The organism is Streptomyces ochraceiscleroticus (assembly GCF_000720485.1).
Lineage (GTDB): Bacteria > Actinomycetota > Actinomycetes > Streptomycetales > Streptomycetaceae > Streptomyces > Streptomyces ochraceiscleroticus.
The window spans coordinates 30443-42407 of sequence record NZ_JOAX01000023.1; the positions used below are offsets into that span (position 1 = coordinate 30443).

Annotated in this window: 9 protein-coding genes; 4 read left to right on the forward strand and 5 right to left on the reverse strand. The window is 72.3% G+C overall.

Translation table 11 applies throughout. From position 1 onward, the window contains the following. Positions 1 to 5: 5 nt before the first annotated feature. From IG84_RS0126145 to IG84_RS0126160, 4 genes are all read right to left on the reverse strand, one after another. The gene (locus IG84_RS0126145) at positions 6 to 959 is read right to left on the reverse strand and encodes a carbohydrate ABC transporter permease (RefSeq protein WP_031062140.1); all 954 of its coding nucleotides are present in this window, start codon (positions 957 to 959) and stop codon (positions 6 to 8) included. Between the two features lie 13 nt (positions 960 to 972). Beyond that, on the reverse strand, positions 973 to 2310 hold the full coding sequence (locus IG84_RS0126150) for an ABC transporter substrate-binding protein (protein WP_051862448.1): 1338 nt from the start codon (positions 2308 to 2310) through the stop codon (positions 973 to 975). 47 nt (positions 2311 to 2357) lie between these two features. Continuing rightward, complete coding sequence (locus IG84_RS0126155; RefSeq protein ID WP_031062143.1) at positions 2358 to 3524, reverse strand: ROK family transcriptional regulator; 1167 nt, start codon at positions 3522 to 3524, stop codon at positions 2358 to 2360. Positions 3525 to 3705: 181 nt separating this feature from the next. Beyond that, positions 3706 to 4785 carry a mechanosensitive ion channel family protein gene (locus tag IG84_RS0126160; protein ID WP_031062144.1) on the reverse strand — a complete coding sequence of 360 codons (1080 nt, stop codon included), beginning with the start codon at positions 4783 to 4785 and terminating at the stop codon, positions 3706 to 3708. A 265-nt stretch (positions 4786 to 5050) separates the two neighbouring features. On the opposite strand from IG84_RS0126160, the gene IG84_RS0126165 reads away from it, so the two are divergent. Continuing rightward, a complete protein-coding gene (locus IG84_RS0126165; protein ID WP_031062146.1) occupies positions 5051 to 5587 on the forward strand; it encodes an HNH endonuclease in 537 nt (178 codons plus the stop codon). A 191-nt stretch (positions 5588 to 5778) separates the two neighbouring features. Here IG84_RS0126165 and IG84_RS0126170 read toward each other — a convergent pair whose 3' ends face one another. After that, positions 5779 to 8787, reverse strand: a complete 3009-nt coding sequence (locus tag IG84_RS0126170; RefSeq protein ID WP_031062148.1) for a glycoside hydrolase family 84 protein — start codon at positions 8785 to 8787, stop codon at positions 5779 to 5781. A gap of 434 nt (positions 8788 to 9221) precedes the next feature. Here IG84_RS0126170 and IG84_RS0126175 point away from each other — a divergent pair, with 434 nt between their 5' ends. The 3 genes from IG84_RS0126175 to IG84_RS0126185 are packed head-to-tail and all read left to right on the forward strand — an operon-like array spanning position 9222 to position 11863. Then, positions 9222 to 9476, forward strand: coding sequence for a hypothetical protein (locus tag IG84_RS0126175; RefSeq protein ID WP_031062150.1), 255 nt, complete (start codon positions 9222 to 9224; stop codon positions 9474 to 9476). Beyond that, the gene (malQ, locus tag IG84_RS0126180; protein WP_031062152.1) at positions 9476 to 11572 is read left to right on the forward strand and encodes a 4-alpha-glucanotransferase; all 2097 of its coding nucleotides are present in this window, start codon (positions 9476 to 9478) and stop codon (positions 11570 to 11572) included. Before IG84_RS0126175 ends, malQ begins: the two co-directional genes overlap by 1 nt. 48 nt (positions 11573 to 11620) lie before the next feature. Then, on the forward strand, positions 11621 to 11863 hold the full coding sequence (locus tag IG84_RS0126185; RefSeq protein ID WP_031062155.1) for a hypothetical protein: 243 nt from the start codon (positions 11621 to 11623) through the stop codon (positions 11861 to 11863). Positions 11864 to 11965: the final 102 nt, after the last annotated feature.

Sequence of the window (11965 nt, forward strand, 5' to 3'; positions counted from 1 at the left end):
TGGGATCAGTCCTCCGCCGAGAGCAGGCCGGCGCGCTTGCGCATCAGCAACGTGGTGAAGGCCATCGCGATCGCGAAGAGCACGAGCGAGAGCACGCACGCGGCACCGGTGTTGAAGTTCTGGAAGCCGAGCGAGTAGACGAGCTGCGGCACGGTGAGCGTGGCGTGGTCCGGATAGCCGGGCTGGATGACCGTGCCGGGCCCGATCGAGACGCCCGAGGCGAGCTTCCCTGCGACCAGGGCCTGTGTGTAGTACTGCATCGTCTGTACGACCCCGGTCACCACCGCGAACATCACGATCGGGGTGATCGACGGCCAGGTGACGTACCGGAAACGGGCCCACGCGCCGGCCCCGTCCAGCTCCGCCGCCTCGTACTGCTCCTTCGGCACGTCCAGCAGCGCGGCCATGAAGATGACCATCAGGTCACCGATGCCCCACAGGGACAGCATCACCAGCGACGGCTTGGCCCACGTGGGATCGTTGAACCAGGTCGGCGGCGAGTCGATGCCGACCGCCGACAGGACCTCGTTGACGGGGCCGCCGCCCGGGCTGAGGAGGAAGACGAAGGCCACGGTCGCGGCGACCGGCGGTGCCAGGTACGGCACGTAGAAGGCGGTACGGAACAGCCCGACGCCGGTCTTGATCTTCGTGACCAGCATGCCGATGCCGAGGCCGAAGACCACCCGCAGCGCGACCATGACGACGACGAGCCACAGCGTGTTCCACAGCGCGGGCCCGAAGAGTGGCATCTGCGTGAGCACGTACGTCCAGTTCCGCAGCCCGACGAAAGTCGGCTCCTTGATCTGGTTGTAGTGCATGAACGAGAAATAGACGGTTGCGAGGAGCGGATACGCGAAGAAGACCGAGAAGCCGACCAGCCACGGCGAGAGGAATCCGAGCGTACGGAGCCGGGTGCGGCGGTGCTTGCGCCGCAATGCGGGCGCGGGGGAGAGAGCCATGGTGGATGCGACCTCAGCTCTTGGACTGGAGGGTGTCGGCGTCTATCTGTGCATCGAGTCCGCGCAGCCCGGCCGGCAGATCGGGCACTTTCCCCGCCTCCACCTTGTAGGCGAAGTCGCGCAGCGAGACGACGTACTGGCCGCCGTTCGTGGAGGGCGGCAGCGCCGTGCTGTACGGATTGCGCGCGATATCGAGGAACGTACGGAACGAGCGGTCACCGTCCAAAGCAGGCGACTTCAACGCGGCTTTCGTGGACGGCACGTTGTGAATGGCATTGGCGAAGCGCACCACTTGCTTTGTGTCCGCGGTCAGGAACTTCACCAGTTCCCACGCCGCGTTCTGATGCTTGCTGCTGTGCGCGATGCCCGCGACCGTGCCGGTCAGGAAGCCGCGGCCGTACGTCTCCGGCCGGTCGTCCGGCACCGGCAGCGGCGCCGTCCCCCACCGGAATTTCGCCTTCGCCTCGTCCAGCATCAGCCCCCGCCACTCACCGTCCAGGTGCATGGCCAGCTTCCCGGTGAGAAAGGCGTTCTGCGACGACATCTCGTCACCGAACGTCGTGCGGAACTTCTCCAGCGCCGCATACCCGCCCTGCGCCTTCATCAGCTCGCCGGTCGTCCGGAAGAACTCCGGTACCGTCTTCTCCTTCGCCAGCCGGGAATTGCCCTTGCCGTCGAAGTACGTCGGCCCCCACTGCGCGAACAGCCGGTCCGGACTGTTCTGGTACATCCGGAAGTTGGGCATGAACCCGACCCGTTCGTACCCGCCGCCCTCGGCCTTCTTCGTCAGCTTCCTGGCGTCCCGCACCAGCTCCGACATGGTCCGCGGCGGCCGCGCGATGCCCGCTTCCTCGAACGCGTCCTTGTTGTAGTACATGCCGTACACGTCGGCGAGCAGCGGCAGCGCGCACTGCTTTCCCTCATAACTGCTGTACTCCAGCAGTGTCTTGGGGAAGACCTTCTCCTTCACCAGGTGGCTGCGCGCCATGAACGGATCGAGGTCCGTCCACATCCCCGAATCGCAGTACTGCCCCACATTGTTGGTCGTGAACGACGACACCACGTCGGGGGCGTCGTTGCCGCCGGCCCGCAGCGCCTGATTGGTCGTCTCGTCCGAGACGTTCCCGGTCGCCACGACGTGGATGTTGGGGTGCAATTCCTCGAACCGGGCGAGCGAGCCGTCGATCGCCTTCACTTCCCCCGGTGCCGACCAGCCGTGCCAGAACTTCAGCGTGACCGGCTTCGTCGGATCGTCCCGGTCGCTGCCGACGCCGGGATTGGCGCAGCCGGCGGCCAGCAGCAGGGCGACGGCCGCCGCGGTGCCGCGCACGGCGCGTCTTGGTGAGTACATGACATGACCCTTCTCAAGGGTGGGGCAGGGGGCGGGGCCACGGCCCCTCAGGCCGTGTCGAAAACGGCGTCCCGGGCCTGGACGAGGGCGGTCCGCAGGGCGCCCGTCAGGATCGGGTCGCCCTCGATGTCGCTGATCCGCAGCTGCGGGCGGGGGAGCGCGAGCCCGGTCAGCTCCTCCTCGACCCGCACGCGCAGCCGCTCGCCGCCCGCCTGCGCGACGGTCCCCGACAGCACCACCAGCTCGGGATCGACCACCGCGACGACGGCGGCCAGGCCCGTCGCCAGCCGGCGCGCCACCTCGTCCACGACGCCCGGGTCCGCGAGCGCCTCGGTGACATCGGCCGGCGCCAGCCCCAGGCCGCGGGCGATCCCGAGTACGGCGGGCTGCCCCACCAGGCTCTGGAAGCCGCCGCCCGCGTCCGGAGCGGCCGTCGCGTCCGGTCCGCCCCGCGCGAGCGGCGCCCCGGGCAGCGGCATGTACCCGATCTCCCCGGCCCCGCCGGTCGCCCCGCGCAGCAGCGTCCCGCCGAGCACGATCGCCGCGCCGACCCCCTCGTCGACCCACACCAGCACGAAGTCGTCGTGGTCCTGAGCCGACCCGTCGTGCTGCTCGGCCAGCGCCGCCAGATTGACGTCGTTCTCGATGACGACCGGCGCCCCCAGCGCGTCCCCCAACTCGCCCAGCAGCGACCGCGAGTGCCAGCCGGGCAGGTGCGGCGCGTACCGCAGCTCGCCGGTGCGCGGGTCCAGCGCGCCCGGCGTCCCGATGACGACCCCGTGCAGGTCCTCCCGGGCGAGTCCGGCCTTCTCCAGTGCCCCGTCCACGGCGGCGGTGACCACCCGGGCGGTCGCGCTCCCGGTGTCCTGCCGGTCCCCGTCCCCGGCGGTGGCCCGCCGCTCGCCGACCACCCGCCCGGTGATGTCCGCGACGACGGCGGTCACCCCGCCCGGATCCACCGACAGCGCGGCCACGTACGCCGCCGCCGGATTCACCTCGTAGAGCTGCGCGCTGGGCCCGGGCCGTCCGGTCACGTTGCCGGTCGTCCGTACCAGTCCGGCCGCCTCCAGCCGCCCCAGCAGCTGGGAGGCGGTGGGCTTGGAAAGCCCGGTCAGCTCGCCGATCTGCGTACGGGTCAATGGCCCCTGCGCCACGAGCAGTTCCAGCGCGGCCCGGTCGTTCATCGCCCGCAGCACCCGAGGCGTCCCCGCCATGTCCGAACCCACCCTCTGTGAGGAAGCCGATCTGTGGAGAAGCTGATCTGTTAGGAAACTTTCCAATCAACTTCCAGGAAGGTAAGTCCCCGTGCGTGGGCCGTCAATGGGTCGCACGCAATTGGCCCGCTCCCCTGTCACAGGGGAGCGGGCCAACGGTGTACGCGCGTGGGGTTACTCGTTACTTGTTCAGGCTCGTGGACGAGCCCTGGGCAGGGGGAGTGATCGGGTTGCTGGCCACCGACTGGGCGGAGAGGGGGTTGTTGAAGGCCGAGGGGGCGGCCATTCCGGCCGACGGGTCGGCGGCGTCCTCGGCGTCCTCCGGGACCGGCTGGTTGCCGACGATGCGGATGCCCGCCGCGTCCAGGGCCTTCTTGATGCGCCAGCGGAGCTCGCGTTCGACGGCGAAGGACTTGCCCGGCATCGTCCTGGCGGAGACCGTGATCGTCATCGATTCGAGGAAGACCTCGCTGAGGCCGAGCACCTCGACCGGCTCCCACAGGCGCTCGTTCCACGGCTCGGACTTGGCCATCTCCTCGCCCGCCTGAGTGATCACCTCGCGGACGCGGACCAGGTCCTCGCTCGCGCGGAGCTGGACGTCGACGCTGGCCGTGGCCCAGCCCTGGCTGAGGTTTCCTATGCGCTTGACCTCGCCGTTGCGTACGTACCAGATCTCGCCGTCGGCGCCGCGCAGCTTTGTGACCCGCAGCCCGACCTCGATGACCTCACCGGAGGCGACGCCCGCGTCGATGGTGTCGCCGACGCCGTACTGGTCCTCCAGGATCATGAAGACGCCGGAGAGGAAGTCCGTGACGAGGTTGCGGGCGCCGAAACCGATCGCGACGCCGGCCACACCCGCGCTGGCCAGCAGCGGGGCGAGGTTGATGTTGAGGACGGAGAGGACCGTCAGGGCCGCTGTGCCGAGAATCACGAAAGAAGCGACGCTGCGGAGGACCGAACCGATGGCCTCGGAGCGCTGGCGGCGGCGCTCGGCGTTCACCAGCAGACCGCCCAGTGCGCCGTTGCGCGCGGCTCCCGCGTTGCGGTTCATCCGCTCGACGAACTTCGTGATCGCGCGGCGCACGAGCGACCGCAGGACGAGCGCGATGACGATGATCAGAATGATGCGCAGACCGGCGTTGAGCCAGCCTTGCCAGTTCGCCTGCACCCAGCTGGCAGCGTCGGTGGCCTTCTCCGTGGCCTCGGATATGGAGGACGGATCCGGCGCCGCGGCGGCGACCGGAGAAGCGGACCAGTACACAGCAAGGACCTTCCGTATGGGACAGCAGACCCGGGCGGCACGCACCGCACATCGGGCAGACCAACCACACTAACGGGGCAACGCGGGCAGTCCGCGCCGCTGTTCGAGTAGCGCGGGCCGAAATGCTGGGCAGTAAAGAAGTGTGGTCGAAAACACCTCCGACCCGTTACCTGGTCATGGTGGCGCTCCGACCAGGCACCGGGGGACACTGTGGGGAGATCGTCCCGGCGCGAGCCACGCGCCGCCGGCGTACAAGGAGGCACCCGTGCCGCATGTCCTGGTCCTCAACGCGTCGTACGAGCCGCTCGGCGTCGTACCGCTCCGCCGCGCGCTCATCCTCGTCCTCAATGAGAAGGCCGTCAGCCTCGAGGATTCCGGCGCCCTGATGCACAGTGCGACCCGCGCGATGCCCGCGCCCAGTGTGGTCCGTCTCAAGCGTTTCGTCCGGGTGCCCTTTCGAGGCCCCGTTCCCCTGACCCGCCGTGCGCTCTTCGCGCGCGACGGCGGCCGGTGTGCGTACTGCGGTGGCGTCGCAACCAGCGTCGACCACGTGATCCCGCGCAGCCGTGGCGGGCAGCACACCTGGGAAAACGTGGTTGCCGCGTGTCGCCGGTGCAATCACGTGAAGGCTGACCGGCACGTCGCCGAGATCGGCTGGCGGCTGCGGCATCAGCCGGCGCCGCCGTCGGGCCTCGCCTGGCGGATCATCGGCACAGGGCATAGGGATCCGCGCTGGCTGCCATACCTGCAGCCGTACGGCGCGGATGATGCGATGGCCCGTATTGACGCGGTTTCCGCGTAAATCCGGGCCATTCGCGTCTCCGGGGCGAGCCCCGGCCACCCGCCGTGGGGGCTACGGCCGTCGGCCGGGTGCGCCGCCGCGCTGGTCGCTCGCGCAGTTCCCCGCGCCCCTTACGGGGCGCGCCCTGAAGGGGCGCGGGGAACTGCGCGACCAGCCACAACGTGGCGGCACCGTGCCACCGGGAGTCCGCCCTACGGCGAGACCGCGTACGCCTCCACGCCCCACAGCGAGTACCCGTACCGGGTCGCCCGTTTCTCGCCCTGCACCCGGACGTAACGGACGTCCTTCGCGTCCATCCGGACCGACTCGCGGCCACCCTTCCCGTCCCGGACGGTGGCCGCGGTCCGCCACGTACGCCCGTCCCCCGAAACCTGTACGCGATAGCGCGCCGCATACGCGTCCTGCCAGTGCAGCACCACTCGCCCGAGCCGGACCGGCCGGTCCAGCGCGAACTGGAGCCACGCGCCGTCCTCGGCGGGCGAGGACCAGCGGGTCTTCGGGTCACCATCCGTAGCCGCAGAGGCCGGAAAGTCCGCGGTCTCGTCGCCCGACGAAACCGCAGCCGCACCGCGGGCCAGGTCCTTGCCGCCGGTGGGCGGGAAGGTGCGGACGGTCAGGGTCTGCTTCTCGTCACCGAAGGTGACCGGAACCTTGTGCGTGGCGGAGCCGGCGGTCTTCGGGACGGCGAGCCGGACGTGGGCGGTCGCGGTGCCGCCGCGCGGCGCGGTGAGGCGGTCGGGGGCGTGCACGGCGAAGCCCTTGGGGGCGTGGACGCGGAGCCGCCCGTGGACGTCGGCGGGGCGGCGGGAGAAGAGGCGCACGTCGACGTCGACCGTGCCGCCCGGCTCGGCGTCCGCCTCCTCGCGGGAGAGCTCCAGGCCGGCCGGTGCCGTGTCGTCGAACCAGGGGGTGAGGGACGTCACCGAGGGCGCCGGGTCGTCGTGGCCCCAGCGCAGCCGGACCGCGTCGGCGCGCAGGCCGTGGGCCGCGGTCTGGGTCCAGCCGGAGGCGGAGAGGCGGCCGAGGCGCTGCCAGCCCTTGCCCGGGACGCGGGCCTCCACCGAGGCGCGCGCGGCGTCCGGGGAGGGGTCGGTGAGCGCGGTGACCGCGGTGAGCGTGCGGGGGCGCGCGAAGGGCACGGTCAGGGACGTCGCGTGGGCGGCCTCATGCGGCGCCGGGGCGTCGGAGGCGGCGCCCGTCCAGGCGTCGGACTCGCGCAGCGCCCGGTCCAGGAACGGGCCGAGCACGCCCTTGCCGACCGTCGCCGACCGTTTGCCGATGTCCTCGCGGAGGTCCTCCGCCGCACGCTGGGCCCGCCACGCGGCCGTGCCGTCGCCGCGGGCCTGGGCGCGCAGCATGTCGATCGCCTGCACGCCGGCCCGCCCGTACCGCGCGAGCTGCGAGGACCAGGAGCGTACCTCGGTGGCGAGGCTGCCGGTCAGCCGCTCCGGGGTCTCGCTCATCGTGGTGAACGCCGCGCGGAGGGCGGCCGCGGCCTTGGCGTACTCCTTGTCGCGGGCCGGGTCGCCGCTGTCGATCGCGGCGGCGCGGGTTTTCCAGAAGCGGTCGATGAGGGGGCGGAGGTAGCCCGATTCGCCGGTGTGCAGGACGGAGGAGGCGTCGTTGCCGGCGAGGGCGTGCAGCGCGGCGCGGGTGCGGGCCAGCCGGTCCCGGTCCGCGTCCGAGGCGGCCGCGCCGGCCCCGCCGTCCGCCTGGCCCGCCTGCTCCGCCGCCAGGTCGTCGAGGGCCGCCTCCCAGGACTCCTGGGGACGGTAGTCGCGCGGGTTCCAGGCGTAGTCGGCGGCGGTGAAGAGGGGGATGCGGGAGGCCGTGGGCTGTTCCATGGCGTTGGCCAGGAGGGCGGCGGAGCCGGTGGCGACGGCGGGCTCGCGCCCGGTGTACGGGCCGAGGAAGATCCGGTCCTGCGCGTAGTCGTTGACCGGATAGTTGTCCATCGTGATCAGACGGTGCCCGAACACCTCGCGGGCCTTGGCCAGTTCGCCGCCGGTGATGGTGCGCGGGACGACGCCGACGCCGGTCCAGGCCACGTCCACCCGGTCCGGGAGCGCGGCCGCCAGCGCCTCCCGGTACGCCGTCGAGCCGTCCTGGTAGTACTCGGTCGGCATCAGCGACAGCGGCGCCGATCCGGGGTGACGGTCGGCGAGGTGGGCCGCGAGCGCGCCGGCGACCTTCGCCTGGGCGCGCGCCGCCGCCTCCGGGCCGCTGCCGAAGGCGTCCTGGTCGGCGTCGCAGTGCCACTCGCTGTAGCTGACGTCCTGGAACTGCAACTGGAAGCTGCGCACGCCCAGCGCCCACATCGCGTCGATCTTGCGCGTGAGGGCCCGCAGGTCCTCCTCGGAGGACATGCACAGGGACTGGCCGGGGGAGAGGGCCCAGCCCAGCGTGACGTGGTTGGCACGGGCCCGCTCGGCCAGCTCGCGGAAGTGCGCGCGCTGGGCTGCCGGGTAGGGCTCGCGCCAGCGGGCCTGGCGGTAGGGGTCGTCGCCGGCCGCGTAGAGGAAGCGGTTCTGCTTCGTGCGGCCCATGAAGTCGAGCTGGGCGAGGCGCTCGGCCTGGGACCAGGGGGCGCCGAAGAAGCCCTCGGTCGTGCCGCGGACCGCGGTGCCCGGCCAGTCGCGCACGGCGACGGAGGCCACCCGGTGCGCGCCGTCCTCGCCCCGCACGATGAGCTGCCGCAGGGTCTGCACGGCGTGGAAGAGCCCGTCGGGTCCCGTGCCCTCCATGGCGACCGTGGCGCGCCCCGCGACCTGGCCGGTGGCGAGGCGGTAGCCGCCGGAGGGCAGGTCCGTGCCGCGGGCCGGGGCGTGCAGGGCGCGCAGCGCGTCGGCCGCCTGCCGCCCGCCGACGCGGATCAGCGGCCCGTCGGACGGCAGCGGGGCACCGGGTCCGGCCTCGTGGACCGTACGGACCCCGGCGCCGCGCAACAGTTTGAGCAGCGCGTCCATGGCGTACGGGTCGGTGTCGCCGTCGGTGACGACGGTGACGGCGGTGCCCAGCGGCACGGCGGTACCGAGGGGCCGCAGCGACTGCGGGCGCGGCCAGACGGCGGGCGTCTCTCCCGCGTCGGCGGCCTGGTCGGGCGCGCCGACGGCCGACTCGTCGGGGGCCGCCTGGGCGGCCGGTACGCCGCCGAAGAGTCCCCCTATGACGGCGGCGGCCAGTGCCGTCGTGCCTGCCACCCTGGCGCCGGACCCGGCGCCGTTCCGTTTCCTGGCGCCGGCGCCCCGGAATCGCACGGCCTCTCCTCGTCCCCGTCGGTCTGCGGCCTCACTGGCCGGGCCCGCTCCATGTGGTCGGTCGGCGGAGCGGCCGCCATTGGCTGTGAGCCCACCACTCGGGGGTCGAGGTGTCAACGACGGTTACCGAAGTGCCCCCCTTTGCCCTGTGTGGCGGGCGAGACACGCGGGGGTGCGAGTCCGCAGGAAATGCCGCAGGAGTTTCGCTATGATGTCCGATTAGTCGGTATCTCCTGCGTGGGGGACCGGCCCGCACCGCGAAATCGTTCGTCAGGGCGAAGGTGTGAGGTGGCGCACGTTTAGCGACCGGATACGTCTGCGACGGCATGGATTGGGTAAGGCCCTCGTGTCCTACTCTCGACGAACGGGAGGCCCTCGTGGCTCCGTCCGCTCAGCTTCTTCTCGACGCCCTCTCCAAACCGACCGAGCCGGATCTGCTGGCAGGGGTCTCCGACCCGGACTGCGGCTTGGACGGATCCGGCTCGTTCATGTTCTCCGAGCCCCCTTTGACCAGCGAGCCCCCGCTCGCCGACACCACCCCCCTCACCAGCGAGACCCCCATCGCCGCCGGGCTGCCGCTCACCAGTGAGCCCGCCGCCGCCGGCTACGGCACGGAGCCCATGGAGGTCTGATGGGCCGAGCGCGGCTCGCCCGGCTGCACGGCGTCACCACGTCCTACGAGCCCGCGCCGGGCCGCACCGTCCACGTACCCGAGGACACGGTCGTATCCGTGCTCGCCGCGCTGGGGGTCGACGCCTCCACGCCGCAGGCCGTCCGTGACGCACTGGACGCGTACGAGTACGGACCGGCCCGTGCCCTCCTCCCGCCCACCCTCGTCACTCGTGAGGGCCGCCCGCCGGACCTGGCGGGGCTGCCCGGCGGCACGACGCTGTGCGTCGACACCGAGGACGGGCGGACGCTGGACTGGGGCCTGGTGCCCGGCGGGCGTGCGGCGCCGCTGCCGCCCGGCGTGCACCTCCTGCGCGCCTACTCCCCCGAGGGCCGCGCCGCGCACTCCCACCTCATCGTCGCGCCCGACCGGATGCCCCCGGCGCCCGGCCGCGCCCACGGCTTCATGGTCCAGCTCTACTCCCTGCTCTCCCAGCGCTCCTGGGGCATGGGCGACCTCGGCGACCTGGCCCGGCTGGCCGACTGGTCCGGGCGGACGCTCGGCGCGGACTTCGTGCAGCTCAACCCGTTGCACGCGGCCGTACCGGGACCGCCGACCGACCCCTCCCCGTACCGCCCCTCCTCGCGCCGCTTCCCCGATCCCGTCCATCTGCGGATCACGGACGTGCCCGAATACGGGCAGCTCTCCGACGCGGACCGGCAGCGGGCCGATGAGCTGGCCGGGAAGGCCGCCGCGCTGCGGGACGCCGTCCTGAAGAACGGCGCGCTGATCGACCGGGACGCGGTCTGGGAGCTGAAGAAGGAAGCGCTGGAGCTGCTGCGGACCGTGCCGCTGAGCACGGCCCGGCAGGCCGCGTACGACGCCTTCCGCGCCGTCCAGGGCCGGGACCTGGAGGACCACGCCACCTGGTACGCGCTGGCGGAGGTGCACGGCCCGGACTGGCGCGACTGGCCCGACGGGCTGCGCGACCCGCGCTCGGCCCGCACGGAGCGGATGCGGCGCGCCCTGGCCGACCGTGTCGACTTCCACCGCAGGGCCGCCTGGCTCACCGACGAGCAGCTCGGTGTCGCGCAGCGCACCGCGCGCGACGCGGGCATGAGCGTCGGGCTCGTCCACGACCTGGCCGTCGGCGTCCATCCGTCGGGGGCCGACACCTGGGCCCGGCAGGACGCCTTCGCGGCCGGCATGTCCGTCGGCGCGCCGCCGGACGCCTTCAACTCGCGCGGTCAGGACTGGGGGCTGCCGCCGTGGCGCCCCGACACGCTCGCGCGGACCGGGTACGCGCCCTTCCGCGCGCTGCTGCGCGGCCTGCTGCGGCACGCGGGCGCGCTCCGCATCGATCACGTGATGGGCCTGTTCCGGCTGTGGTGGATCCCGGAGGGCCGGCCGCCCACGGAGGGCGCCTACGTCCGGTACGACGCCGAGGCGATGCTCTCCGTACTGGCTCTGGAGGCGGCGCGCGCCGGCACCACGGTCATCGGCGAGGACCTGGGGACTGTCGAGAACGGGGTGCGCGAGGCGCTGGCGGGGCGCGGCATCCTCGGGACGTCGGTCCTGTGGTTCGAGCGCGACTGGACCGCGGAGGAGCAGCCGCCGCTGCCGCCGCAGGACTGGCGCGCGGACTGCCTGGCGACCGTCACCACGCACGACCTGCCCAGCACGGCCGGGCGGCTGACCGGCGAGCACACCGCGCTGCGGCACCGCATCGGGCTGCTGGACGGCTCCCTGGAGGAGGCGCGGGCCGCCGAGGCCGCCGAGGTCGCCACCTGGCTGGAGTGGCTGGTCGCGCTGGGGCTGCTGCCGGAGGGCGCGGCCACCGGCGACACCGCGGCCGACGAGGAGACCGCGGTCGCGGCACTGCACCGCTTCCTGCTGCGGGCCCCGGCCCGGATGGTCGGCGTGTGGCTGCCGGACGCGGTGGGCGACCGGCGGCCGCAGAACCTCCCCGGCACCTCGGAGGAGTACCCGAACTGGCGGCTGCCGGTCGCGGCGCCGGACGGCCGGCCGATGACGCTGGAGGAGATCATGGAGTCCCCGCGGCTGCGGGCGCTCATGCGCGAGTTCGAGCCTGTGCCGGAGGAAGAGGTCAGCCGTTAGGGCACCCCGAGCGCGCGGGCCGATCACGCGTCCGATAAATTGAGGTACGTGAGCAACAAGGTCAAGAACCACGCCCTGCGCGCCGGAACGATCACCGCCGGTACCGCGCTGATGCTGCTGATGTCGTCCCCTGCTTTCGCGCTCACCCGCGATGACGGCGACGACCCGGGTCCGGGCCTGAGTGTTGTCCAGACGCTCGGTCTCTACGTGGCGACGCCGATCGTCCTCTTCCTGATCATTGCCGGCCTGGTCATGGTGGGCGACAAGTCCCGCAAGGCCGAGAAGAGCTGACACCCGGCCTTCCAGGCTCACGGGGCACCACAGACTGCAAGGCGCCGAACGGTTCGTACGAACCGTTCGGCGCCTTTTGTCGTGCTCGGCAGGTCCAATTTC

Bases quoted from the DNA above. Each gene is read 5' to 3' on its own strand.
- IG84_RS0126150 (WP_051862448.1), bottom strand. From the start codon at position 2,310: ATGTACTCACCAAGACGCGCCGTGCGCGGCACCGCGGCGGCCGTCGCC.
- IG84_RS0126145 (WP_031062140.1), bottom strand. From the start codon at position 959: ATGGCTCTCTCCCCCGCGCCCGCATTGCGGCGCAAGCACCGCCGCACC.
- IG84_RS0126155 (WP_031062143.1), bottom strand. From the start codon at position 3,524: ATGGCGGGGACGCCTCGGGTGCTGCGGGCGATGAACGACCGGGCCGCG.
- malQ (WP_031062152.1), top strand. From the start codon at position 9,476: ATGGGCCGAGCGCGGCTCGCCCGGCTGCACGGCGTCACCACGTCCTAC.